The sequence below is a fragment of the Pseudomonas sp. GW823-FHT01D03 genome (genome assembly GCF_058798255.1).
The window spans coordinates 33,276-56,601 of the sequence record NZ_JBXAKK010000001.1 but is presented as its reverse complement, the minus strand read 5'-3'; the positions used below and the strand labels follow the sequence as shown (position 1 = coordinate 56,601).

General features: G+C 59.4%; 24 protein-coding genes. 9 read left to right on the top strand and 15 right to left on the bottom strand.

The features are described from left to right. Positions 1-79 precede the first annotated feature (79 nt). The 4 genes from AC1RBR_RS00285 to AC1RBR_RS00270 all read left to right on the top strand — a co-directional run bounded on the left by AC1RBR_RS00285 (position 80) and on the right by AC1RBR_RS00270 (position 3,323). Positions 80-616 carry a hypothetical protein gene (locus AC1RBR_RS00285; protein ID WP_492562438.1) on the top strand — a complete coding sequence of 179 codons (537 nt, stop codon included), beginning with the start codon at positions 80-82 and terminating at the stop codon, positions 614-616. A 114-nt stretch (positions 617-730) separates the two neighbouring features. Continuing rightward, entirely contained in the window at positions 731-2,098 is a 1,368-nt protein-coding gene (locus AC1RBR_RS00280; protein WP_492567209.1) for a lysozyme inhibitor LprI family protein, read from the top strand. Between the two features lie 140 nt (positions 2,099-2,238). Further along, entirely contained in the window at positions 2,239-2,697 is a 459-nt protein-coding gene (locus AC1RBR_RS00275; RefSeq protein ID WP_492562436.1) for a cell division protein, read from the top strand. A gap of 38 nt (positions 2,698-2,735) precedes the next feature. After that, a complete protein-coding gene (locus AC1RBR_RS00270; RefSeq protein ID WP_492562434.1) occupies positions 2,736-3,323 on the top strand; it encodes a lysozyme inhibitor LprI family protein in 588 nt (195 codons plus the stop codon). 93 nt (positions 3,324-3,416) lie between these two features. On the opposite strand, the gene AC1RBR_RS00265 is transcribed toward AC1RBR_RS00270, so the two are convergent. Further along, entirely contained in the window at positions 3,417-3,788 is a 372-nt protein-coding gene (locus AC1RBR_RS00265) for a DUF6124 family protein (protein WP_492562433.1), read from the bottom strand. A 518-nt stretch (positions 3,789-4,306) separates the two neighbouring features. Between AC1RBR_RS00265 and AC1RBR_RS00260 the strand changes: the two genes are divergently transcribed. Further along, positions 4,307-4,690, top strand: a complete 384-nt coding sequence (locus AC1RBR_RS00260; RefSeq protein WP_047596805.1) for a helicase — start codon at positions 4,307-4,309, stop codon at positions 4,688-4,690. A 251-nt stretch (positions 4,691-4,941) separates the two neighbouring features. Here the strand turns inward: AC1RBR_RS00260 and AC1RBR_RS00255 are convergent, their stop codons facing one another. From AC1RBR_RS00255 to exbB, 7 genes are all read right to left on the bottom strand, one after another. Beyond that, the gene (locus AC1RBR_RS00255) at positions 4,942-6,342 is read right to left on the bottom strand and encodes an aminoacyl-tRNA deacylase and HDOD domain-containing protein (RefSeq protein WP_198758392.1); all 1,401 of its coding nucleotides are present in this window, start codon (positions 6,340-6,342) and stop codon (positions 4,942-4,944) included. A gap of 79 nt (positions 6,343-6,421) precedes the next feature. After that, positions 6,422-8,497 carry an ATP-dependent DNA helicase RecG gene (recG, locus tag AC1RBR_RS00250; RefSeq protein ID WP_027610400.1) on the bottom strand — a complete coding sequence of 692 codons (2,076 nt, stop codon included), beginning with the start codon at positions 8,495-8,497 and terminating at the stop codon, positions 6,422-6,424. 9 nt (positions 8,498-8,506) lie between these two features. Next, positions 8,507-9,436, bottom strand: coding sequence for a hydrogen peroxide-inducible genes activator (locus AC1RBR_RS00245; RefSeq protein ID WP_007962352.1), 930 nt, complete (start codon positions 9,434-9,436; stop codon positions 8,507-8,509). A 192-nt stretch (positions 9,437-9,628) separates the two neighbouring features. After that, on the bottom strand, positions 9,629-10,546 hold the full coding sequence (locus AC1RBR_RS00240; RefSeq protein ID WP_480403306.1) for an IS110 family RNA-guided transposase: 918 nt from the start codon (positions 10,544-10,546) through the stop codon (positions 9,629-9,631). Positions 10,547-10,842: 296 nt separating this feature from the next. Next, positions 10,843-11,592, bottom strand: coding sequence for a TonB family protein (locus AC1RBR_RS00235; RefSeq protein WP_492562429.1), 750 nt, complete (start codon positions 11,590-11,592; stop codon positions 10,843-10,845). Further along, positions 11,589-12,017 carry a TonB system transport protein ExbD gene (gene exbD / locus AC1RBR_RS00230; RefSeq protein WP_007920333.1) on the bottom strand — a complete coding sequence of 143 codons (429 nt, stop codon included), beginning with the start codon at positions 12,015-12,017 and terminating at the stop codon, positions 11,589-11,591. The genes AC1RBR_RS00235 and exbD overlap by 4 nt, the downstream gene beginning before the upstream one ends. Before the next feature lie 6 nt (positions 12,018-12,023). After that, positions 12,024-12,980 carry a tonB-system energizer ExbB gene (gene exbB, locus AC1RBR_RS00225; protein WP_492562427.1) on the bottom strand — a complete coding sequence of 319 codons (957 nt, stop codon included), beginning with the start codon at positions 12,978-12,980 and terminating at the stop codon, positions 12,024-12,026. A gap of 188 nt (positions 12,981-13,168) precedes the next feature. On the opposite strand from exbB, the gene AC1RBR_RS00220 reads away from it, so the two are divergent. Then, positions 13,169-14,026: an SDR family oxidoreductase gene (locus AC1RBR_RS00220; RefSeq protein WP_095137705.1), complete on the top strand. Its 858-nt coding sequence runs from the start codon at positions 13,169-13,171 to the stop codon at positions 14,024-14,026. 138 nt (positions 14,027-14,164) lie between these two features. Here AC1RBR_RS00220 and AC1RBR_RS00215 read toward each other — a convergent pair whose 3' ends face one another. From AC1RBR_RS00215 to AC1RBR_RS00190, 6 genes are all read right to left on the bottom strand, one after another. Continuing rightward, complete coding sequence (locus AC1RBR_RS00215) at positions 14,165-14,905, bottom strand: putative periplasmic lipoprotein (protein WP_007962358.1); 741 nt, start codon at positions 14,903-14,905, stop codon at positions 14,165-14,167. A 73-nt stretch (positions 14,906-14,978) separates the two neighbouring features. Then, entirely contained in the window at positions 14,979-15,359 is a 381-nt protein-coding gene (locus AC1RBR_RS00210; protein ID WP_003229509.1) for a RidA family protein, read from the bottom strand. A gap of 24 nt (positions 15,360-15,383) precedes the next feature. Then, positions 15,384-17,489 (bottom strand): bifunctional GTP diphosphokinase/guanosine-3',5'-bis pyrophosphate 3'-pyrophosphohydrolase, encoded by a 2,106-nt coding sequence (spoT, locus tag AC1RBR_RS00205; protein ID WP_025112705.1) that lies wholly within the window; start codon positions 17,487-17,489, stop codon positions 15,384-15,386. 57 nt (positions 17,490-17,546) lie between these two features. Further along, a complete protein-coding gene (rpoZ, locus tag AC1RBR_RS00200; RefSeq protein ID WP_003229503.1) occupies positions 17,547-17,810 on the bottom strand; it encodes a DNA-directed RNA polymerase subunit omega in 264 nt (87 codons plus the stop codon). A gap of 167 nt (positions 17,811-17,977) precedes the next feature. Then, positions 17,978-18,598, bottom strand: coding sequence for a guanylate kinase (gmk, locus tag AC1RBR_RS00195; RefSeq protein WP_003229498.1), 621 nt, complete (start codon positions 18,596-18,598; stop codon positions 17,978-17,980). 10 nt (positions 18,599-18,608) lie between these two features. Further along, the gene (locus tag AC1RBR_RS00190) at positions 18,609-19,472 is read right to left on the bottom strand and encodes a YicC/YloC family endoribonuclease (RefSeq protein ID WP_443535271.1); all 864 of its coding nucleotides are present in this window, start codon (positions 19,470-19,472) and stop codon (positions 18,609-18,611) included. Positions 19,473-19,742: 270 nt separating this feature from the next. Here AC1RBR_RS00190 and rph point away from each other — a divergent pair, with 270 nt between their 5' ends. From rph to gltS, 3 genes are all read left to right on the top strand, one after another. Further along, positions 19,743-20,465 (top strand): ribonuclease PH, encoded by a 723-nt coding sequence (rph, locus tag AC1RBR_RS00185; RefSeq protein WP_027610407.1) that lies wholly within the window; start codon positions 19,743-19,745, stop codon positions 20,463-20,465. Between the two features lie 29 nt (positions 20,466-20,494). Further along, positions 20,495-20,863: a DUF4870 domain-containing protein gene (locus AC1RBR_RS00180; protein ID WP_003229492.1), complete on the top strand. Its 369-nt coding sequence runs from the start codon at positions 20,495-20,497 to the stop codon at positions 20,861-20,863. 387 nt (positions 20,864-21,250) lie between these two features. Beyond that, positions 21,251-22,459: a sodium/glutamate symporter gene (gltS, locus tag AC1RBR_RS00175; RefSeq protein WP_492562423.1), complete on the top strand. Its 1,209-nt coding sequence runs from the start codon at positions 21,251-21,253 to the stop codon at positions 22,457-22,459. A gap of 69 nt (positions 22,460-22,528) precedes the next feature. On the opposite strand, the gene crc is transcribed toward gltS, so the two are convergent. Further along, positions 22,529-23,308, bottom strand: a complete 780-nt coding sequence (gene crc / locus AC1RBR_RS00170) for a catabolite repression control protein Crc (protein ID WP_003229491.1) — start codon at positions 23,306-23,308, stop codon at positions 22,529-22,531. Between the last annotated feature and the right edge of the window lie 18 nt (positions 23,309-23,326).

Below are 23,326 nucleotides of genomic sequence, written 5' to 3'. Positions count from 1 at the left end.
AAAATGGATATGCGGACAGGAACAGTAGGTTTCAAGCACTCGCTGCACTTATGAACATTAACTAAGAGGTCGTTCTGCTATGCTCCGTGTATTTATGTTTGCTTTTGTTTTCCTTCTGGCAAACTCCAGCAGTGCGCAAGATGTAGACTATCTTCAGGGAACGGTAATCCAAGGACCGTTTAGAACTGACGTCGTAAATGGCGGTGAATTATCATTCCTGCAGACGACGAGCGAGGAATTTCCTGTTTCTCTGGTTCTGGATGTTGTTGGGGTCGACAATAAAAAGAATAGAAGTCTTGTCGATAAATACGATGTGGCTGGGTCAGATCCAAAAATTGAGTCGATTTTCTTTTATCCAGTTAAGGGTAAGAAAAATGTGCTTGTTTTGGTTTCTTGGGAAATTACGAGCAGAGGAATTGGAACGTACGGGACCCTTTATCAAGTTTATGGGTATGAAAAAAGTGCGGACAATAAATTGGCTGTGAATAAGCTTGTCCGATTTGATAAGAATCTGAGTGGGATGGAAGGATATCAAGAAGGTGAGGAGCAAAATTTTCTTTATGTCAATGCAGCGTTGATAAAATCTTATATCAAGAAAATAAATGGCGCTAAATAGCGATGGCTGCCAATGTTTTGCGTTTAATAGGGCAGGCTACTCTTTATTATGCGTGAACGTGGTTTGGCCCCGGCTCGCCGAACGCAAAGCCTGAATGACTCAAGGATGAACACAGTGAACCGCTTTGTTTTTACGCTGTTGGCCGCACTACTACTGTCCGTTTCAGCGGCCTATGCGCAGGACGACTGCAGCCATGTCACCTCAAGCCTGGAAATGGTGCCCTGTTCGGAGGCGGCGAAGAAGGCTGCCGATGCGCAGTTGAATGTCAGCTACAAGCAGTTGATGTCGCGGCTTAAGTCTGACTATCAAGCAGATCCGGCGTTGGGCGCGGAGTACGCGGCGAAGGTCAAGGAGTCGCAACGTGCGTGGCTGAAATTACGCGATGCGAACTGTCCGTTGGAGGCGTTCGAGATCGAGACAGGCATGCCAGCGCATGTTTACGCGGTTAACTCGTGCATCGCCAGAATGAGTCGTGAGCGCTCGGCGTATCTGGACAAGATCGTCCCTGCGCTTGCATCCGACAAGAACGCGTCGACAGCGCCGGCCAACGGCGCCTGTCCTTCGGAGGAGTTCCCTGCTTTCCTGACAGCATTTTCCGCCAACAGCGAATCACAACGCCGCCTCACTGCGATGACGGTCAAGTCGCTGGTGCTGAAACCGGTGGTGGGAAAGGATCGAAGTACCTTTGAGCCTTCAACCTCGGGTGTCGGTGGAGCCAATTTCACCTACCCGCTGATGGCAGCAATCACACCCGGAAAGACACCAGGGGTCGAGATCGAAGAGGTCGATGACAGTCACGTCAACGTGGTGGATAAACGGACGGGCAACAGCAATATCAAGATTTTCAACTTCTCTCGTCAGGCGTGCTGGGTGCTTGAGGGGATTGAGGATTGGTCGATCAGTGAGAAGGATCTTGTCGCAACACGTAATCCTGGAATGAGCCGCGCAGAGAATTTCTGTGAACAACGTGCTGAAGCTTTAGGAGGGCTGGGATTTCTTGAGCAATATCCGCTGACTGCGGAGTTGATTGAGGCGTCGCTGGAAAATTATGTATGTGCTGCGGAGTCGGGTGATGCGAAGGCGAGCTTGTCGGCGGCACGCTTGAGTCTTTCGCAGATGGCGTCTCAGTTGGAAACCCCTAAGGTAGAGGCGTTGTTCAAAACGGCCTCGAAAATACCAAGTGGTGCGCTGGGCTATGCCACGTTTCTTTGTTCGGGAAACTCCACTGACTATAACGGCCCTTGCCTTCATCCCAAGCAGGCAGAAGAACAGGTCATTCGAGCTATTACCATGGGTTCCACAGATGCGATGACTTATCTGGCTTCCAGCTTTGAGGGGGGCGAGTTGGGAGCGAAGGATGTGTCCCGAGCGCTAGCCTGTTATCAGATGGCGGCTGACAAAGGTGATCAGTTGGGCATCGACAGTGTGAAGCGATTGGGGTCGCAGGGCACTGAGCCGGTCAAGGCCAGTCACTGCATTTGAAGTTCGGGGTGATATTTGATGCATTTTCGGGCGCCCTGAGCCTGAATCCGTTACCGCAAAATGTTTAGTACTTGAGCGGCTGGCGTCCCTCCATTTTCCTTTAAACTCCTCATCCCCAAGGAATGCGCTCAGGACACGGAATGCCAGCTCCCTCGAACTCGCTTCGCCCCGCGTTAGTGCTCTGGCTATACGCCGCCGCAATCGTGCACATACTCGCCGGCATCAACCTGACGTGGGCCGGTCACTCCGGTTTACTCGACCACTACCTGCACAATCTCGAACTCGCATTCTGGGGCGCCGATGCGGTACCCGCCGCCGGCCATGAGCAGCAGGTCTGGTGGCTCGCGCTGTTCGGCGCGACGCTGCAAAGCTATTCGTTGTACATGCTCGCGCTGGTGCACATCGGCAATCGCTCGAAAGCCCCGATGGTGTGGGGCTGGTTGATCGCCGGCATCCTGTTATGGGCGCCGCAGGACATGTGGCTTTCAGTGCAACGGCAGGTCTGGTCGCACCTGTGGCTCGATGGTTTTGCGTTGCTCGTGCTATTGCCGCCGTTGAGCTGGCTGTATGTCCACGATCGCCAAAAAATCACTCAATAACTGGGCATTGGGCATATTGGTAATGAAGGAGTTATAGCGTGAAAGGATTTTCGATTCTGCTCGGCTGCTTGGTATTGGCAGCCTCCTCGACGGCGCTTGCGGTAGAGACGTGTAACCCAGACAGCTTTTCCAACCCAGACTTGATCATTTGCGGGCAGCAAACCTTCGAGAAGGTCGATGCTGTGTTGAACGAGCAATATAAAAAAGCGCTGACGAGTTTGGCTCCTGCGGAGCAGAGCCATCTGAGAGATGTGCAAAAGAACTGGGTGCGTTTCAAAGAGTCGTTTTGCGAGGAGCTTTATCAATCCGCTTTGCCGGGCGCTGAGGCGCCAATCGAAAGGCTTGGGTGTCTGGTACAAACGACCAATGCCCGGTTGGGAGAGTTGATTGCCCTGCAGACGGGCTTATCGCTAGATGGCTTTTACAAATCCGCATCTGCGATTGCGGGGAAGGATCGTGAGAGAAATTTAGCGGCCGCCATTGAGCGACTGGGAGGGGATGAGTTCGATGATCCGCTTTGGAAGAAGTACGCAGAAGGGCATTGTGAGATGGCTGGCCGTCTGTTGCGTGAAGACATCGCCTACTGCGCGGTGAGGATGCGTTTTCAATTACCCATGAACCGCTAAAGAACGCTTCGCCAGAAACAGGCTGTCAGTGGTGAGCCGGGGATCATTGAGAAAGGGGACTTAACGTCCCCTTTTTTTCATCCGCAAATTCCGCTACGACTTGGTCGCAAGATTCCGCACTTCAATGTGGTCGAGCGTCCCTTCCACCATCAATCGCACCCCATCCGCCATTCTGCTCAGGGCCAGTGCTACCGAGCGGCGGGAGCCGTGGAGGTCGTCGGCGAGGTCGCAGGCGATGGCGCTGATGGACAGGAGGTCTTCGGAGGCGTTGGCCATCAGGGCTTCGGCGTCGGTGCCGGGGGTGAGGCTGAAGAGGCCGGTTTCGCGTTTGGGTTGGGATTCGGTGCGCGGTTTGAAATGGTGGTCGAGGGCGCGTTCGGCGGCTTCGTGGAATTTCTTGGATTCCAGCGATTCGTAGGGCGATATGTCTGGGGTTTCGGGGGGATTGGGTGTTGGTTTGATCATTCGGTCTTACTCCAGTTTCAGGAGCCGACACCGTTTCGCTCGCACTTCGAAAGTGGTGGCAGCTGTGCATAGGTGTGCAAGACCGGTGGAGTCACCCGGCAGACCCTAAGGCCTCCCATACACAGCAGCCATAACGATCCGCGAGCATAGGAAAACGCTCGGCGAATTGCCATAACCAATGTGGACTCCCGCCGGACTTGCACGTCCGTATCACCAATTCGTGGTGACCTATTGAGGCTATCGATGAACCCTCATTCTGCCTAGTTCACGCACAACACCACGCTTTGCAGGAAATTTCCCATAGGTTTGCAGGCCGGAAGATCAAAAGATCGCAGCCTTCGGCAGCTCCTACAGGGATGTGTTTCAACAGGTGTAGGACGGTGGGTGCAGAAGTGTGACTTGGCGGTCATCGTGCGGGAAATGGTCTGCATCATCTTCCAATAGCGGCCGATAGTGGCGTTATCGTCTGAATCCCTTACACTGCCCCGGCCGTTCATTTTCCTTTTGAGGCTGTGCGCATGAAATTTCGTTTTCTTCTGTGGATGATGGGTTTGTTGATGGGTAAGGCCAGCCGGACCAATCCTGCGTTCCAGCAGCAGTTGGGGGACAAGGATCTGGTGTTTCAGCTGCAGACGCTGGACGGGAAAGTGGCGCGGCATTTCGTGGTGAAGAATCAGCGCATCACCAGCAAGTCTGGCGTGGTGGCGGAGCCGGCGTTTGCGATTGCGTTCAAGGATGCGGGTTATGCCTTTGCCACGATGCAGGCGAAGAACAAGCAGCTGGCGTTTATGCAGGGGATTCAGGACAAGTCGATTCAGCTGAAGGGGAATCCGGCGCTGGTGATGTGGTTTCAGGGATTGATGAAGTATTTGAAGCCGAGGAAGGCGAAGCCGAAGGCTTGAGTGGAAGGGCTGTTGTGGCGAGGGAGCTTGCTCCCGCTGGGCTGCGGAGCGGCCCTGAACCCTGAGGCGTTGTTGTGTCAGGCATGCCTTGTTGGCTGGATTTGCGACTGCTGCGCAGTCGAGCGGGAGCAAGCTCCCTCGCCACAAAGGTTGTGTTGAGTCAGGTAGATTGGGGTGGATTCTTCGCGAGCAAGCTCGCTCCCACAGGAGGTCACCGAAACCTTGTGGGAGCGAGCTTGCTCGCGAAGTTTTCAAGCCTGGCTGAATTGCGAAGCCAGCTCACGCAGCAGGACTTCAGCCTCAAGCACTTTGCTGACCACGTCGTTGGCCTTGTCGCGGGTCAGGCCGACGCGGTCGAGCAGGGCGTCGGGGATGTCTTCGTCGGGGCCGGAGCCGATGCCGCGGCTGCGCAGCAGGCGTACGGCCAGGCAGACGAGGTTCGGGTATTCGGCGTAGGCGCCGTCGTAGCTTGGGTCGTGCTGGAAGCGCAGGGCGGTGGCCAGTTCATCGGGCATGTCCCAGTAGCGCATCAGCCACGAGCCGATCTGTTCGCGGCTGATGCCCAGCAGGTGCTGCTCGATGTAGCTGTGGCACAGGTGCGGGTTGACCTCCAGGTGGCGGCAGATCAGCGAGAAGTGCGGCGGGAACACGTGGGCCAGCAGCAGGTAGCCAAAGTTGTGCAGCAGACCGGCCAGATAGGTCAGGCCGGCTTCCGGGCGCTGGGCGCGCGGCATGGCGCGGGTCAGGCCTTCGATGACGGCGGCGGTGTAGATCGATTGCTGCCAGTACGGCGTGGTGTGTTGCGGGTGGTCTTTCGGCAGGCTCAGGGTCTTGCCGAGGGCCAGGCCCAGGGCGAGGTTGATCACCAGATCGAAACCGAGCACGCGAACGATCGCATCTTCTACCGAACGGATCTTGCCCGGCGAAGCGTAATACGGCGACGCCGCCCAACTGACAACTTGTGCAGCCAGCGCCGGGTCGGTTTCGACCACGCCGGTGATGTCGTCGATGGTGGCGTTGGGGTCGACGCGCAGCTTGATGATTTTTTGCGCGGTTTCGGCCAGCGGCGGAATCTCGATGGTCGCTTCCAGACGTTGCTGAATCCGGCGTGCGGTGAACGCCTGTACGGCCTGGGTGATTTCCTCGCGGTCATCGTCCGGGCGGTCGAGGTTCGGGCGGATGCTGCTCAGGGCTTCGCCGAAGTTGGCGGCGCTGGCCTTGGTCAGCATGCTCTTGAAGGCTTCGCTGGTGATTTCCAGCAGCAGGCCCGGCTCGCCGGAGTTGATCAGCAGCTTCGGCTCGCGCAGCAGGCTTTCTTCGTAGAGGCACGGCGAACTGGTCAGCGCCGGCAGGCCCGGCAGCAGGCTCAGGCTGTGTTTGCCGAGCATCTTTTCCAGGCGCTCGGTGGACACGGCGGTCAGGCGTCGGCCAGTGAGTTCGGCGAGGCGATTGAGGTCCAGCAACTGGCTCTGCGGAAACAGCACCATCAGCGCGCCGACGGCATCGTCCAGCAACACGGCTTGTACCTTGCGCGAAGCATTGAGGCCGTGGTGGTCGAGCACTTCTTCGTAGGCGATCCCCAGCTTGCCGAGCAGCAGCCGAATTACAGACGGCGCGTGCGGGAGTTCGGGGGCGAGAGCTGCGTCAGTCATGGTCTGTATCCGTTTTTGAAACAATGGCAGGAGTATAACCAGCTCTGTAGGAACGATCCTGCACAAACTGCGACGGTGCTCACACTTGGCCGTATTGCTGCCCGTGGCGCAACCAGCGGTCGAGCAATGGGCTGACGTGCGTCGGCCAGCGTTCCAGCAGCGCTTGCGCGGCATCGCGCACGGCGGGCAGCAGGTCGGCGTCGCGCATCAGGTCGGCGACCTTGAATTGCAGCAGACCGGTCTGACGCGTGCCGAGCATTTCGCCGGGGCCGCGCAGTTCGAGGTCTTTTTCGGCAATGACGAAGCCGTCGTTGGTCTCGCGCATGATGCCCAGGCGCTGGCGGCCGATCTGCGACAGCGGCGGATGGTAGAGCAGCACGCAATGGCTGACCGCGCTGCCCCGGCCAACGCGACCGCGCAACTGGTGCAATTGTGCAAGGCCGAGGCGCTCGGGGTTTTCAATGATCATCAGGCTGGCGTTGGGCACGTCGACGCCGACTTCGATCACCGTGGTGGCGACCAGCAGTTGCAGGTTGCCGGCCTTGAATTCAGCCATGACCGCGGCTTTTTCGGCAGGCTTCATGCGCCCGTGGATCAGCCCGACTTTCAGCTCGCCGAGGGCGGCGGTGAGGTCTTCGAAGGTGGTTTCGGCGGCCTGACAGGTCAGCTCTTCCGACTCTTCGATCAGGGTGCACACCCAATAGGCCTGACGCCCTTCGGCGCAGGCGCTGCGCACCCGTTCGATGACTTCGACACGGCGGGTGTCGGTGACCAGCACGGTGTTGACCGGGGTGCGACCGGGCGGCAGTTCGTCGAGGATCGAGGTGTCGAGGTCGGCGTAGGCGCTCATCGCCAGCGTCCGGGGAATCGGCGTGGCGGTCATGATCAGTTGATGCGGACACATGCGCCCGCCGACGCCTTTCTGCCGCAGCGCCAGACGCTGCTGCACGCCGAAGCGGTGTTGCTCGTCGATGATCACCAGCGCCAGATTCTTGAATTGCACTTCGTCCTGGAACAGCGCGTGGGTGCCGACCACCATCGGCGTGCCGCTGGCGATCTGTTCCAGTGCGGCGACGCGATTCTTGCCCTTGAGCTTGCCGGCCAGCCACGCGACGTCGATGCCCAGCGGTTCGAGCCAGCGCTTGAAGGTGATGAAGTGTTGTTCGGCCAGAATCTCGGTCGGCGCCATCAGCGCAACCTGATAACCGGCCTCCAGCGCTTGCAGTGCTGCGAGGGCGGCGACCACGGTTTTACCCGCGCCGACGTCGCCCTGAATCAGCCGCAGCATCGGTTCGTGCTGGCTGAGGTCGTAGGCGATTTCGTTGCCGACCCGCTGTTGCGCACCGGTCGGGTTGAAGCCGAGGTTGGCGAGGTATTTCGGTGGCAGCTTTTTCGCCTTCGGCATCGCTGGCGCGCGCAGTGAACGCATGCTCTCGCGCAGACGCTGTTGCGACAGTTGATGGGTCAGCAGTTCTTCGAAGGCCAGGCGATGCTGGGCCCAATGATGACCGAGGGCCAGCTCATCGACGTCGGCATCGGCGGGCGGGTTGTGCAGGTAGCGTATCGCGTCGGCCAGCGGCGCCAGTTGGTAGTCGCGGGCCAGTTCGGTCGGCAGCCAGTCGGGCAGGGTGTTCGGCTTGAGCAGGGTCAGGGTCTGCATGCACAACTGGCGCAGGCGCTGTTGGGTCAGGCCTTCGGTGAGCGGGTAGACCGGGGTCAGGGTTTCGTCCACCGGCGGCGGTTCGTCACCGGTGATGGCGCGGTATTCCGGGTGGTAGATTTCCAGCCCCGAGGCGCCGGGCCGTACTTCGCCGTAGCAGCGAATCCGCGTGCCGCGCTTGAGGCCTTCTTTCTGCGCATTGCTGAAATGGTAGAAGCGTAGGCTCAGCCCGCCGGTGCCGTCCTGCATGCGCACCACCAGGCTGCGACGCCGGCCCATGACCACGTCGGCACCGCTGACGGTGCCTTCGACCACGGCGTCCTGGCCCGGGCGCAGGTGGCCGATCGGCACCACGCGGGTGCGATCCTGATAACGCAGCGGCAGGTGAAACAGCACGTCCTGGAGATTTTCCAGGCCGACCTTGGCCAGCTTCTCGGCCATGGCTTCGCCGACACCCTTGAGTGCCGTCACCGACACTTGCGACAGCTCGGTCATGACCCTGGCTTAACCGGCCGTGACCGGTGCGGCGGGCTTGGCCACCGAGCACAGGCGAACGGAGTCGGCGAGGATCTCGATGGCTTTCGGCCGCGGGAAGCTCGCACGCCAGGCAATCGCCACGGTGCGGAACGGCACCGGCGCCGACAGTGGGCGCACTTCGATCACGCCCGGGGCGTAGTGGTGGCTGTCCACCGCCGACAGCGGCAGGATAGAAATGCCCAGACCGGACGCGACCATGTGGCGGATGGTCTCCAGCGAGCTGGATTCCACCGTGGTGTGCTTGGCGCCGTCGTTGCCCTTGGTCAGGGTCGGGCAGGCCTCGAGCACCTGATCGCGGAAGCAGTGGCCTTCGCCGAGCAGCAGCAGGCTCTTGTCGTTGAGCAGGCCCGGGTCGATGGATTCTTTTTGCGTCCACGGGTGCTGGGCCGGCATCAGGACGTAGAAGGGCTCGTCGTACAGCGGCAGGGTCAGCACGTCGGCTTCGTTGAACGGCAGGGCGATGATGATTGCGTCGAGCTCGCCGTTGCGCAGTTTGTCGCGCAGCACGTGGGTGAAGTTTTCTTCGATGTACAACGGCATCTGCGGGGCGACCCGGTGCAGTTGCGGAATCAGGTGCGGGAACAGGTACGGCCCGACGGTGTAGATCGCGCCGACTTTCAGCGGCGCGGTCAGCTGGTTCTTGCCGGCCTGGGCCAGTTCACGGATGCCTTGCGCCTGCTCGAGGACTTTCTGCGCCTGGGCGACGATGCCTTCGCCGACCGGAGTCAGGCGCACGGCGCTTTTGCTGCGCTCGAAAATCAGCACACCGAGTTCGTCTTCAAGTTTTTTCACGCCCACCGACAGGGTCGGCTGACTGACGTGGCAACGCTCGGCGGCGTGGCCGAAGTGCTGCTCTTGGGCGAGGGTAACGATGTAGCGTAATTCTGTGAGAGTCATAGCGAGCGTCCATGAAGTTGCGGGCCAAGCATAACGGCTGCAATCGATAGACGCACGTTATCAGACTGAGTGAGGAATGCGACACCGGGCAATGTGAGTTTGCCGTTGCCAGATAGGCAAAAGGCACCTTTCGGTGCCTTTTCGATCCCACTGTCGACCCTGTGGGAGCAACTGTCTTACTGCGACCGTTCGTCACCGCCACTCTGTGCCGTCTCGCAGCATGGCATTCAATCTGATCAGCAGTATTCGCATGCAGGCGATGAGCGCGACTTTCGCGCTCTTGCCTCGTTCTCTTAGTGATTCATAGCGGGCCTTGAAATCGGCTTGATGGCGGATAACGACCCAGCACGACATGTAAAGCGCACGTCTGACGCGTGCTCTCCCTCCGTAAATCTGACGTTTCCCGCTGTGATTACCGCTGTCGTCGTTATAGGGGGCGATTCCCGCCAAGGCGGCGATCTCCCTGCGATCCAGCTCGCCGAGTTCGGGTAGATAAACCATCAAGCTGGCGGTCGCCACAGTGCCGATGCCTTTGACGGAGATAAGCCGATCGGCTTTTTCCGCATCCAGCTCACGCATGCTTCGATCAATGGCTTTGCCAAACTGTTTGATCTGAGTCTGCAGGTAGCGAATATGATCCTTGATCGCCTCTATGGCCGCGGGCAACTGGGCCTGTTGCAGCCGGCGCTTGTTGTCATCACGCTGCTGGACGAAGTGCTCGCGTAATTGAATCAACTCGCGCAGGGCTTCACGCTCAGGCGAGATGGGCTTTTCGCGAGACGCATGCAACGCTTCGGCAAAGTCGGCGAGAACCGCCGCGTCGATGGGATCGGTTTTGGCGTTCTTGCCCATTGCTACGGCAAAGGCTCTGGCCCGGCGAGGATTGATCCTCAACACGCTGAAACTTGCCTGCTGCAATGCCGCCATGACCTTGCGTTCATAGCCGCCTGTGGCTTCCAGCAATACACGGCCAACCGTGTACTGAGCTAAACGTGCGATCAGCACATCAAAGCCTTCAACCGTATTGGGAACTTCAAAGCCGTCTTTCTGTGGTTGAACCCAGACGACGAGATTGGATTTGGAGATATCGATGCCGACCCAGGAAATCATGGCAAAACCCTCTTACACTCAGAAGTGAGAGTGCTCTGGCTTTGCCCACGCTTGTGATTCGAGTGGCGCTCGTCCAACTGTCCGGGCTTAGGGGCCAGAGTAGAAAGGTGGATGGCAGCTTTGCTCCCACTCGTGCTTTAAGCACCGCGGACTCACAGCTTGCCATCCACCCCTCTCACCCCAGAGTTTATCCCCTTACTCAGACACAAGCGGGCTTGCTCGCGAATGCGGTGTGTCAGATACATGGATGTCGACTGACACGACGCTTTCGCGAGCAAGCCCGCTCCCACATTGGATCAGCGGCGTTTATCCAGCGAGTACACAAACGGCGCGACAATTTCGATCGAGCCGTTGTTGAGCATGTCGGCCGGTGGCTTGGGCAGCGGTTGTGCGCGGCGGATCATTTCCAGGGTGGCCCGGTCCAGATCGGCGTTGCCTGAGCGGCCCACCAGTTCGAACGACAACACATTGCCTTCAGCGTCGACGACGAAACGCAGACGGTTCAAGCCTTCCTTGCCGCGAGCCTGCGCACTGGCCGGGTACTTCTTGTACTTGCCCAAGTGCGCGAGCAGGGTGTTTTGCCAGCTGGCCTTGGCGGCCATTTGTGCGGGCGACGGTCCCGGTGCCGGCTGGGCGGATTTCTCCGTCGGTGCCTGGGTCGGCTGTGTCTCCGCCGGTTTTTCCTCGGAAGGTTTTTCCTTCACCGGCTCCGGTTTTTTCTCCACCGGTTTGGGCGGCTGCGGTTTCGGCTTTGGCTTGGGTTTGGGCTTCGGTACGGCAATCTCGGCCTTGGGTGCTTCAGCCAGTTTCGGAATCGGCAACTCTTCGACCGGAGCCGGTGGCTGCGGCGGTGCGACGACTTTCGGCGGAGCAGGCGGTGGCGGGGTCGGAACCGGTGCCAGCTCGACCATCATTGCCTGCGGCGGCAGTTCGATGGGCGGGCGGGCGGTCCAGTTCAGCGCCAGCGCGATGGCCAGCGCGTGAACGCCCAGCACCACGGCCAGGCTACCGCTGTAACGCGTCAGCTTATGGCGCGTCGTGATCATTTCTTGGCTGCCGTCTCAAGTCCGACCAGACCGACCTTCAGATAACCGGCCGAGCGCAATTTATCCATCACGCTCATCAGGTCGCCGTAGTCCACGCCCTTGTCGGCCTGGAAGAAGATGGTGGTGTCTTTCTTGCCCTGGGTCTTGGCGTCGAGCACGGCGCCAAGGGTTTCGGCTTTCACTTCATCGTCGCCGATGTACAGGCGCTGGTCAGCCTTGACGCTGAGGAACACCGGTTTCTCTGGCCGCGGCGCCGGTTTGGCGGTCGAGGCCGGCAGGTCGACTTTGATGTCCACAGTGGCCAGCGGCGCGGCCACCATGAAGATGATCAGCAGCACCAGCATCACGTCGATGAACGGCGTGACGTTGATTTCGTGGTTCTCGGCCAGATCGTCGTCTGCGCCTTCTTTCAAATGCAGGCCCATGGCCGATTACCCCACTTTCACCATGTGTGGTTGCGAGCTGCTGCGCTCAGGCTGGTGATCGAGGTCACGGCTGACCAGCAACAGGACCTGCGCCGAAGCGTCGGACACCTGCGCCTTGTAGCCGGCGATGGAGCGGGCGAACACGTTGTAGATCACCACCGCAGGAATCGCAGCAACCAGGCCCAGGGCGGTGGCCAGCAGCGCTTCGGCGATGCCCGGCGCCACGACGGCGAGGTTGGTGGTCTGAGTCTTGGCGATGCCGATGAAGCTGTTCATGATGCCCCACACGGTACCGAATAGGCCGACGAACGGAGCGGTGGAGCCGATAGTGGCGAGGACGCCGGTGCCGCTGCTCATGTTGCGGCCACAGGCAGCGACCAGACGCTCAAGACGGAAGCTGACGCGCTCCTTGATGCCTTCTTTCTCGCGGCTGTTGACCGACAGGCGCATCTCTTCGAGCGCGTCGTGCACCAGCAGGTTGGCGAGGGTGCCTTCCTTCGCCGCAGTGGCGCTGGCTTCCTTGAGGGTCGCGGCTTTTTTCAGCGCAGCGATTTCACCGCGCAGACGACGCTTGGCGCCCATCAGCTCGAAGCCTTTGGCGATCCAGATGGTCCAGGTGATGATGGAAGCGATGGCCAGACCGATCATCACGATTTTCACGATGATGTCGGCGTTCTGGTACATGCCCCATGGCGACAGGTCGTGGGCCATGCCCAGACTGTTGTCGGGTTCGAGCACTTCAGGCGCGTCGGCCGGGGTGGCGTCGACCGCCTGCACCGGATCGGTGGGGGCTGGCGCGGCGGCGGCAGGTGCGTGTTGTTCGGTGGCAGCCGGGGCGGCTGGTGCCTGGGCATCGGCGAAGGCGGCGGTCGGCGCCAGCATCAGGCTGAGCAGCAGGGCCGCCACCGCGCTGAAGGCGCGAGGTCGTTTGGTTGGCGAAGCGGGGTTTTGATTACGTGTCATGCTGGCCGGACCTGAAGTAGAAAACGGTTGATGCTCTTCCAGGCCTCGTGAGGCCGAGAACAAAAGTGGGGTGCATTATTGCAAGTAATTCTTGTTAACAGAAGTAATAGAGTATCTTTTTTTCCTCGATTGCTAGCCGTTCGTCCTTTGTGAGGGCTAGTCTGTTCCTTTCGTTTGGGAGTTTTTTGATGTCCGCACCTTCTGTTTTGATTGCCGGTTGTGGTGATGTCGGCAGTCGTCTGGCTAAGCAATTGCTGGCTGCCGGCTGGGAGGTGCATGGTCTGCGCCGTGATGTTTCGCGTTTGCCGGACGGCGTCATCGGCGTGGCCGGTGACCTGTTCAAGGAAGATTGCCCGGAGACCTGGCCGGTCGGAGCGGTGGATTACCTGGTGTATTGCGCGGCGGCGACCGATCACGATGAAGCCGGTTATCGTGCGGCTTACGTGCAGGGTTTGCAGAACGTGCTTAGCTGGCTGGACGACTACGGGCAGACGCCTGATCGGCTGCTGTTCGTTTCCAGCAGCAGCGTGTACGGCCAGCAGGAAGGGGAGTGGGTCGACGAGCATTCAGCGACCGTCGCCAGCGGCTATTCCGGACGAGTGATGCTTGAGGCTGAGCAAGTGGCGCTGAAAAGCGGTATCCCGGCGAGCATCGTGCGCCTGACCGGTATTTACGGCCCAGGTCGTGAATGGCTGTTGACCCAGGTGCGTCGCGGTTATCGGGTGGCGGTCGAGCCGCCGCTGTACGGCAATCGCATTCATGCTGATGACGCGGCGGGGCTGATGGCGTTTCTGCTACAGGCGGCTGATCGGGGCGAGACGTTGCAAGATGTTTATATCGGTGTGGACGATGCACCGGCACCTCTTGCCGAAGTGGTCGCCTGGCTGCGCGAGTATCTGGGTGTCACCGATTGGGCGGAAGACGCCAGCGTACGCCGCACCGGCAGCAAGCGCTGCAGCAATGCCCGGGCGAAGGCGTTGGGGTGGACGCCGACGTATCCGAGTTACCGCGAAGGTTATGCGGCGATTCTTGAAGGCAAATGCTGACTTCCAGACACCCAAAAACAACTGTAGGAGTGAGCCTGCTCGCGATGTGGCCATAACATTCAACACTTATGTTGGCTGTTAAACCGTCATCGCGAGCAGGCTCACTCCTACAGGGTTACGGGTTGCTTTCAGGCGCAGTTACTGCTTCTCAAGCAACCACTTGCGCTCACCCGGGGTGAACTGCGGCATTTCATCCGCCAGTGCGCTGTTCACCGCCTGGAAGATCTCCAGCGCCTTGCCTTTGCGGGCAAAGATCCAGTTGTTGCCCTGGCCGTTGAGTTGCAGCCACATGCTGTCGTGGTCGCTGTTCATCGAGGCGCAGTCGCCTGCCAGGCACAGGGCATAGCGGTCGGCGCCGGGCAGGCCGGACACCTGGCCATCGGCCTGGAACTGCACGGTGTTGCCTTCGCCGTCGCCGCTGGCGATCTTCCAGCTGCCGCCCAGATAGGCCGAATACAGTGCGCGTTCGAAGCTGGCGCCAATTGGCGCGCCTTCCGGTACGGGGATTTGTGCGCGGTCGAACAACTGATCCGGCTCGTTCTCGGTGGCGGCTTGTTTCATCCGGCCGCCGTCGCGTTTCAGCTCGCTGCCGGAGCTGCCATAGAAGTCGACTTTCCAGGCGCCGGACTGTTCGCCCTGCAGCCGTCCTTCGACGTTCTCGAAACCGTTGGTGTAGCGGGCCTGACCGGCCTTGGTGTTGACGTCCCACTCCAGGTTCGGGCCATAGGCCTGAAGCGCTTCGCGCAGGGGGCCGCCCTTGGCAGCAGCGTCGATCGCCACCTGGTTGATCCAGGTGCCGCTGATGTCACGGTCGGCGGGGTCGCTGGCACAGCCGCCGAGGAAAATGGCGAGCAGCGAGAGAGCAAGCGCTTTGCGCATGGTGGAATCCTTTCAAAACCTTTTCTTTACCGCAGAGCAGTCGGCGCAGCGTTTGAAAGCTGCGCCGTGTGCATTACTCGATGACCAGGATGGCATCCATTTCGACCTGCGAACCCTTCGGCAGAGCAGCAACGCCGATGGCGGCGCGCGCTGGGTACGGCTGATCGAAGTACTTGCCCATGATCTCGTTGACCTTGGCGAAGTGGCTCAGGTCGGTGAGGAAGATGTTCAGCTTGACGATGTCCTTGAACGAACCGCCAGCGGCTTCAGCCACGGCTTTGAGGTTCTCGAACACCTGGACGGTCTGGGCTTCGAAGCCTTCAACCAGTTCCATGGTCTTTGGGTCCAGAGGAATCTGGCCCGACATGTAGACAGTGTTGCCGGCCTTGATCGCCTGGGAGTAGGTACCGATGGCGGCTGGGGCCTTGTCGCTGGTGATAACAGTCTTGGTCATGTATGACTCCTTGTTAGGTGTGAATTAGGCACGCATGCGGGTGATGCGGATGACCCCGGTCAGGGCGCGCAGTTTCTTGATCACGCGGGCCAGGTGCACACGGTCGTGGACGCTGACCACCAGTTGGACGACGCTGATGCGACCATCGCGCTCGTCCATGCTGATTTTCTCGATATTGCCGTCGGCCGCGTTGACGCTGCTGGCCAGCAGGGCGATCAGGCCGCGCTGGTGTTCCAGCTCGACGCGCAGCTCGACGTTGAATTCGCCAGTGACATCCTTGGCCCACGAAAGCTGGATGCATTTTTCCGGGTTGTGCCGGATTTCGCTGATGTTGCGGCAGTTGTCCAGGTGCACGACCATGCCTTTGCCCGCCGACAGGTGCCCGACAATCGGGTCGCCCGGGATCGGCGTGCAGCACTTGGCGTAACTGAGCACCAGGCCTTCGGTACCGCGAATCGCCAGCGGCCCCTCCGGGCTCGGCAGCTGTTCGCCTTCGCCGAGCAGACGGCGCGCCACGACATAGGCCATGCGGTTGCCCAGGCCAATGTCTTCGAGCAAATCTTCAATCAGTTCGAGGCGATACTCGCTGAGCATCGCCTTGACGCGCTCGGCCGGGATCTTCTCCAGCGAGCTGTCGAAACCGTTGAGCACTTTGTTCAGCAAGCGTTCGCCGAGGCTGATGGATTCGGAGCGGCGCTGCAGTTTCAGCGCATGGCGGATGTGCGTACGTGCCTTGCCGGTGACCACGAAGTTGAGCCACGCCGGGTTCGGCCGCGCGCCAGGGGCGCTGACGATCTCGACCGTGGAGCCGCTTTGCAGCGGTTCGGACAGCGGTGCGAGTCGGCGGTTGATCCGGCAGGCGATGCAGCTGTTGCCGACGTCGGTGTGCACCGCGTAGGCAAAGTCGACCGCCGTGGAGCCTTTGGGCAGCTCCATGATCCGGCCTTTGGGCGTGAACACGTAGACCTCGTCCGGGAACAGGTCGATCTTCACGCTCTCGATGAATTCCAGCGAGTTGCCGGCACGTTGCTGCATTTCCAGCACGCCTTTGACCCACTGGCGGGCGCGGGCATGGGTGCCTTTCGGCTGCTCGTCACCGCTGGATTTGTACAGCCAGTGTGCGGCAATGCCGTTGTTGGCCATCTCTTCCATTTCGCGGGTGCGGATCTGGATCTCGATCGGTACGCCGTGCATGCCGAACAGCGTGGTGTGCAACGACTGATAGCCGTTGGCCTTGGGGATCGCGATGTAATCCTTGAAGCGCCCCGGCAACGGTTTGTACAAATTGTGCACAGCACCCAGCACGCGGTAGCAGGTATCGACCTTGTCGACGATGATCCGGAACGCATAGACGTCCATGATCTCGTTGAAGGCCCGACGCTTGCCGCGCATTTTCTTGTAGATGCCGTAGAGGTGTTTCTGGCGACCGCTGACTTCGCCCTGGATGCCGTCGATCGCGAGGCAATGGCCGAGGGACTCTTCGATCTTGTTGACGATTTCCTTGCGGTTGCCCCGGGCGCGCTTGACCGCCTGGTAGATCCGCGCCGAACGCATCGGGTGCATCGCCTTGAAGCCGAGGTCTTCGAATTCGATACGAATGGCGTGCATGCCCAGCCGGTTGGCGATGGGCGCGTAGATTTCGAGGGTTTCCTTGGCGATCCGGCGGCGTTTTTCCCCGGACAGCACTTCCAGCGTGCGCATGTTGTGCAGGCGGTCGGCGAGTTTGACCAGGATCACGCGAATGTCGCGCGCCATGGCCATGGCCATTTTCTGGAAGTTTTCGGCCTGGGCTTCGGCCTTGGTCTCGAAGTTCATCTGGGTCAGTTTGCTGACCCCGTCGACCAGTTCGGCCACGGTTTCACCAAACTGCGCTTGCAGCGCTTCTTTGGCGATACCGGTGTCTTCGATCACGTCATGCAGCATCGCGGCCATCAGGCTTTGATGGTCCATGTGCATGTCGGCAAGAATATTCGCCACCGCAAGAGGATGCGTGACGTACGCCTCGCCGCTGCGACGGCGCTGACCGTCATGGGCTTGTTCGGCGTAGAAATACGCTCGGCGGACCAGGTTGACCTGGTCGTTGCCGAGGTAGGTCGATAAGCGATCGGCGAGGGCGTCTATGCTCGGCATGATGACTCCTGCCGTAAGCTTTGTTCCCGCGCCGTGCTACGTCGACCAGGCATAGGCTTAGACGGCCTCGTTGGACTCGTCCTCGAACGCAGCGAAGACCGGATCTTCGTGGACGATTTCCTGCTCGGCGATGAACTCGTAGCTCATCAGGCCTTCTGCGATTTCACGCAGGGCGACAACGGTCGGCTTGTCGTTTTCCCACTGGACCAGTGGCTCTTTGCCGCCGGTGGCCAGTTGACGGGCACGCTTGGTAGAGAGCATGACCAGCTCAAAGCGGTTTTCCACGTGTTCTAGGCAGTCTTCAACGGTTACGCGGGCCATGGTATTCCTCGGAGCGAATGCAATATGCGCGCTGCCCGGTTGGGCGAGCGGACTGAGCAGTTTAAAAAATCACCAGCGATTAGGGAAGCGCTGATTTTTTGACCAGACCCTTCAACGCGCTGCAAGCACCAATGTAAAGCGCTTGCAGCGGTTTTGGGAAGTGCTGATTAACCGAGCAGTTCGGCCAGTAATTTGCCGAAACGTACCTGCTGGCGTTTCTGTTGCAGCTGATTGGCGCGGAAAATCGCCTTCAGATCGTCCAGTGCATGGGCGAAATCGTCGTTGATGATCAGATAGTCGTACTCGACATAGTGGCTCATCTCGCTGACGGCTTCACGCATCCGCCCGTCAATGATCTCGTCGCTATCCTGGCCGCGGTTGGTCAGACGCTGGTGCAAGGCCTGCAGCGACGGCGGCAAAATGAAGATCGAGCGTGCCTGCGGCATCAGCTTGCGCACTTGCTCGGCGCCTTGCCAGTCGATTTCCAGAATCAGGTCGTGACCTTCGTCCAGCGTCTGCTGCAGGCGGCTTTGCGAGGTGCCATAGAAGTTGCCGAAGACTTCGGCGCGCTCGAGGAAATCGCCGTGCTCGCCCATCTTCACGAACTCTTCGCGGGTCACGAAGTGATAGTTCACGCCGTCCACTTCACCCGGACGCATGGCGCGGGTGGTGTGGGAGATCGAGACGCGGATCTCCGGATTGGCATCGGTCAAAGCCTTGACCAGGCTGCTCTTGCCTGCGCCTGATGGCGCGGAAATGATGTACAGGGTGCCGGTGCTGTGGGTCATGTCTGTTGCCTTACTCAATATTCTGCACTTGTTCGCGCATCTGCTCGATCAACACCTTGAGGTTGACGGCGGCCTGGGTGCTGCGCGGGTCGAAGGCCTTGGAGCCCAGTGTGTTGGCTTCGCGGTTGAGCTCCTGCATCAGGAAGTCCAGACGCCGGCCGGCGGCACCGCCGGACTTGAGTACCCGGCGCACTTCGATGATGTGGGTGCTCAGGCGATCCAGCTCTTCGGCCACATCGCTCTTTTGCGCGAGCATGACCATTTCCTGTTCCAGGCGCTGCGGATCCAGCTCGGCCTTCATGTCGGCGAAGCGGTCGAGGACTTTCTGACGCTGGGTCGCGAGCATCTGCGGCACCAGTTCACGCAAGGTCACGACGTCCTCTTCAATGGAAGTCAGGCGCTCGTTGATCAGGCGTGCCAGCTCCGCGCCTTCGCGCTCGCGGCCGGCCTTGAGTTCCTTGAGGCCTTGATTGAACAGCGCCAGCGCATCAGCGTTCAGCGCTTGTGGATCAGTGGCGTCGGCCACCAGCACGCCGGGCCAGGCCAGCACTTCCAGCGGGTTCAGTGCTGCCGGGTTCTTGATCAGGCCGGCAACGGTTTCAGCGGCGGCAACCAGTTGCGCGGCGCGCTCGCGGTCGACCTGCAACGGCTTACCGGTGCTTTCTTCAGTGAAACGCAGGGTGCATTCCAGTTTGCCCCGCGACAGCCCCTGACGCAGGGCCTCACGCACGGCGCCTTCGAGGTCGCGGAACGACTCCGGCAGACGCAGATGCGGTTCCAGATAGCGGCTGTTGACCGAGCGCAGCTCCCAGCTCAGGGTGCCCTGGACGCCGGCTTTCTCGACGCGGGCGAAGGCGGTCATGCTGTGCACCATGGCGGTGACCTCGCAATGCAGATCGGCGCAGAAGGGATGTTCCGCAGGCTCGATATCAATGAATTTAAGCCGACTGGCAGCAAAGGCGCAGGATTGTAGCGCAGTGCGGCGGATGCGCCCAAACACACGGTGTGACAAAGGGCTGCAGGCCGTCGGTTATGCATGTTTCAGGGCTCTGGGTCGACGGCCGGAATTTTTAACCCGTGCCCAGGCGCGGTGCAGCGCTCTATAATGCTCGGCAGTTTTCCGTCCCCAGTACAGGTATTCCCTATGAAACGTCCAAGTGGTCGCGCTGCCGATCAGCTTCGCTCGATCCGCATTACCCGCAACTACACCAAACACGCCGAGGGATCCGTACTGGTCGAATTCGGTGATACCAAGGTCATCTGCACCGTCAGCGTCGAAAACGGCGTGCCGCGTTTCCTCAAAGGCCAGGGCCAGGGCTGGTTGACTGCCGAGTACGGCATGCTGCCGCGCGCCACTGGCGAGCGTAACCAGCGTGAAGCGAGCCGTGGCAAGCAGGGCGGTCGCACCCTGGAAATCCAGCGCCTGATCGGCCGCTCCCTGCGTGCTGCGCTGGACATGTCCAAGCTGGGCGACGTGACCCTGTACGTCGACTGCGACGTGATCCAGGCTGACGGCGGCACCCGCACCGCGTCCATCACCGGCGCCATGGTGGCACTGGTCGATGCACTGAAAGTGATCAAGAAGCGCGGCGGCCTGAAAGGCGGCGACCCGCTCAAGCAAATGATCGGCGCAGTGTCGGTCGGTATGTATCAGGGCGAGCCGGTGCTGGATCTGGACTATCTTGAAGATTCCGCCGCCGAGACCGACCTCAACGTGGTGATGACCAGCACCGGTGGCTTCATTGAGGTCCAGGGCACCGCCGAAGGCGCGCCGTTCCAGCCTGAAGATCTGAACGCCATGCTTGAACTGGCCAAGAAAGGCATGAACGAAATCTTCGAACTGCAAAAGGCTGCACTGGCCGACTGAGCAGGTTCGTAACCCGCAAGGAGGACACGATGAGTGATGAGCAAGAGTTGCTGCCCAAGCCGAGCCAGGAGGTTCGCCAATGGGCGATGTTTTGTCACTTGTCCGCCTTGCTGGGGATCTGGATTCCGTTCGGCAATCTGATCGGACCGCTGATCCTGTGGCAGATGAAGCGTGAGACCGATCCGTTCATCGATGCCCAGGGCAAGGAAGCGCTGAACTTTCAGATCACCGTGGCGATTGCTGCCGCGATCTGTCTGCTGCTGATGGTGTTGATCATTGGCTTCTTCTTGCTGGGCCTGCTGGCCATCGGGGCGCTGGTGTTGACGATCATTGCCGGGGTGAAGGCGAACGAAGGTTTTCCCTACCGTTATCCGTTCACCTGGCGACTGATCAAATAGCGATCAATGCAAGGCCTCCATGACGCGCAACGTTTTAATATAAATGCCCTGACTTGTCAGGGCATTTGCGTTTTTGCAACTTGAATAATTACTCTTTCGTGTAGGAATAGTTCTATCTGCGACAAGCGGTAGCTGAAATTTTTCATATATTTAACTCCTACACTTTTAGTCACAACTGCAATGCTTTAGCGCGATTCCAATCCTTGGCAACAGGACTTGGCGATTGTTAAGGTTACTCCGCGTAACGTCGCTTCAGAAATATATCGATATATTCAAGCCATCGAAGGTCTTTGAATTCCAAATCAATCAGTGTTGAGACAATCAGCCGATTCAATAGGCGTGCGCGGAAAAGTGCGCCTGATGAATACATAACCAAGAATAATCCCAATGATTCAGCTCGATTTTTATGGAACGCTCGTGGCCGCCTCTCTGGTGCTTTTACTGGGGCGCGGACTTATTGCACGAGTCGGTTTTCTGCGTAATTACAATATCCCTGAGCCCGTCGCCGGTGGACTGGTGGTTGCGCTGGGTTTATTGATGTTGCGAACTTTTGATATAGAAATCAGATTTGATACTTCATTGCAAACGCCTTTGATGTTGGCATTCTTTGCCACAATCGGTTTGAGTGCAGACTTTGCCAGCCTGAAGAAAGGTGGTCGTATAGTCGGCATATTTCTACTGGCGGTTACCGGGCTTCTGGTGGTTCAGAACGCATTGGGCATTGGCCTTGCCAAAACGCTGGGTCTTGATCCGTTGATGGGGCTACTGACGGGTTCGATCACGCTTGCGGGCGGTCACGGTACGGGTGCGGCGTGGGGCACGGTATTCAGTGAAAAGTACGGCCTCGCCTCGGCCTCCGAGCTTGCAATTGCGTCGGCGACTTTCGGCCTGGTCCTGGGTGGTTTGATTGGTGGGCCGGTGGCTCGCCTGCTCATCAAGCGCGTTGCGGTGCCCGATTGCCAGCCTCAACAAGCGCTACGGATGCCAAAGGGTTTCGAGCAGCCGAACAAAGAGCGTTCGATTACGCCCTTTTCGTTTATCGAGACACTGGCTTTGATTGCGGTCAGTTTATTGGCTGGCAATCTTCTGAATGGCTTTCTGCACGGAACTGCGCTCGAGTTGCCGACGTTTGTCTGCGTTTTGTTCGTGGGGGTGGTGCTACGTAACGGGCTATCGGCGCTGGGCCTGTACCAGGTATTCGAGCGCGAAGTGTCGGTGCTGGGTAATGTCAGCCTGTCGCTGTTCCTGGCAATTGCCTTGATGTCTCTCAAACTCTGGGATCTGGCAGCGTTGGCACTGCCGATATTTATCATCCTGGCTGCGCAAACGTTGGTCATGGCGCTGTTTGCGATTTTCGTGACATTCAGAGTGATGGGCAGTAATTACGACGCAGCGGTTCTGGCGGCAGGCCATTGCGGCTTTGGGTTGGGTGCGACACCAACGGCGATCGCCAACATGCAGGCGGTTACCCAGCGTTTCGGGCCTTCGCAGATTGCGTTTCTGGTGGTGCCGATGGTTGGTGCATTCTTCATCGACATCATTAACGTCATCGTCATCAAGCTTTACCTGGCCTTGCCGTTTTTCGTCGCTGTCTGAGGTTCAGACTGCGGCATAAAAAATGCCCGTATCTCGCGATACGGGCATTTTTTAACGACGAGTCGACGCTTAAATGGTCAGCGTCCAGTCGTAGTCGACGATCAGCGGCGCGTGCTGCGAGAACCGTGGCTGACGCGGCAGGCGTGCGCTGCGCACAAAGCGCCGCAGGCCCGGGGTCAGCAGCTGGTAGTCGAAGCGCCAGCCCAGATTGAGCATCTCGGCCTGCTCGTTGTCCGGCCACCAGCTGTACTGGTCGCCTTCGCGGCTGACTTCGCGCAGGGCATCGACGTAGCCCATGTTGCCGACAATCTCGTCCATCCAGGCGCGTTCTGGCGCCAGGAAGCCCGGGGATTGCTGGCTGTCGCGCCAGTTCTTGATGTCGAGCTTCTGCTGCGCCACGTACAGCGAGCCACAATAAATGTACTCGCGACGTTTACGCCGCTGCTTGTCCAGGTACTTGCCGAAGTCGTCCATGAGCTTGAACTTCTGGTTCAAGTCCTCATCGCCGTTCATCCCCGAAGGAAGCAGCAAGGTGGCAATACTGACTTTGTCGAAATCTGCTTGCAGGTAGCGCCCGTAGCGGTCGGCCGTCTCGAAACCGAGACCGCTGATGACAGCCTTCGGTTGCAACCGCGAATACAAAGCCACGCCACCTTGGGCAGGGACTTCAGCATCGCAGGCATAAAGGAAGTAGCCATCCAGTTGGAAGGCTGGGTCATCCAGTTCAAAGGCGGAGGCACGGGTGTCCTGCAGGCAGATGACGTCGGCATTCTGTGCTTGCAGCCAACTGAGCAAACCACGCTCGACTGCAGCCTGAATACCATTGACGTTCACACTGATGATCCGCATAAATGGCCCCAAAAATCG

Coding starts and splice junctions, on each gene's coding strand:
- AC1RBR_RS00240 (WP_480403306.1), bottom strand. CDS start 10,546: ATGATTTCCTGGGTCGGCATCGATATCTCCAAATCCAATCTCGTCGTC.
- spoT (WP_025112705.1), bottom strand. CDS start 17,489: ATGCCGAGCATAGACGCCCTCGCCGATCGCTTATCGACCTACCTCGGC.
- rph (WP_027610407.1), top strand. CDS start 19,743: ATGAAACGTCCAAGTGGTCGCGCTGCCGATCAGCTTCGCTCGATCCGC.
- gmk (WP_003229498.1), bottom strand. CDS start 18,598: ATGACCCACAGCACCGGCACCCTGTACATCATTTCCGCGCCATCAGGC.
- AC1RBR_RS00275 (WP_492562436.1), top strand. CDS start 2,239: ATGCCAGCTCCCTCGAACTCGCTTCGCCCCGCGTTAGTGCTCTGGCTA.
- crc (WP_003229491.1), bottom strand. CDS start 23,308: ATGCGGATCATCAGTGTGAACGTCAATGGTATTCAGGCTGCAGTCGAG.
- AC1RBR_RS00215 (WP_007962358.1), bottom strand. CDS start 14,905: ATGCGCAAAGCGCTTGCTCTCTCGCTGCTCGCCATTTTCCTCGGCGGC.
- AC1RBR_RS00245 (WP_007962352.1), bottom strand. CDS start 9,436: ATGACTCTCACAGAATTACGCTACATCGTTACCCTCGCCCAAGAGCAG.
- exbB (WP_492562427.1), bottom strand. CDS start 12,980: ATGACACGTAATCAAAACCCCGCTTCGCCAACCAAACGACCTCGCGCC.
- AC1RBR_RS00220 (WP_095137705.1), top strand. CDS start 13,169: ATGTCCGCACCTTCTGTTTTGATTGCCGGTTGTGGTGATGTCGGCAGT.
- AC1RBR_RS00235 (WP_492562429.1), bottom strand. CDS start 11,592: ATGATCACGACGCGCCATAAGCTGACGCGTTACAGCGGTAGCCTGGCC.
- exbD (WP_007920333.1), bottom strand. CDS start 12,017: ATGGGCCTGCATTTGAAAGAAGGCGCAGACGACGATCTGGCCGAGAAC.
- rpoZ (WP_003229503.1), bottom strand. CDS start 17,810: ATGGCCCGCGTAACCGTTGAAGACTGCCTAGAACACGTGGAAAACCGC.
- AC1RBR_RS00180 (WP_003229492.1), top strand. CDS start 20,495: ATGAGTGATGAGCAAGAGTTGCTGCCCAAGCCGAGCCAGGAGGTTCGC.
- gltS (WP_492562423.1), top strand. CDS start 21,251: ATGATTCAGCTCGATTTTTATGGAACGCTCGTGGCCGCCTCTCTGGTG.
- AC1RBR_RS00265 (WP_492562433.1), bottom strand. CDS start 3,788: ATGATCAAACCAACACCCAATCCCCCCGAAACCCCAGACATATCGCCC.
- recG (WP_027610400.1), bottom strand. CDS start 8,497: ATGACCGAGCTGTCGCAAGTGTCGGTGACGGCACTCAAGGGTGTCGGC.
- AC1RBR_RS00210 (WP_003229509.1), bottom strand. CDS start 15,359: ATGACCAAGACTGTTATCACCAGCGACAAGGCCCCAGCCGCCATCGGT.
- AC1RBR_RS00255 (WP_198758392.1), bottom strand. CDS start 6,342: ATGACTGACGCAGCTCTCGCCCCCGAACTCCCGCACGCGCCGTCTGTA.
- AC1RBR_RS00285 (WP_492562438.1), top strand. CDS start 80: ATGCTCCGTGTATTTATGTTTGCTTTTGTTTTCCTTCTGGCAAACTCC.
- AC1RBR_RS00260 (WP_047596805.1), top strand. CDS start 4,307: ATGAAATTTCGTTTTCTTCTGTGGATGATGGGTTTGTTGATGGGTAAG.
- AC1RBR_RS00190 (WP_443535271.1), bottom strand. CDS start 19,472: ATGGTGCACAGCATGACCGCCTTCGCCCGCGTCGAGAAAGCCGGCGTC.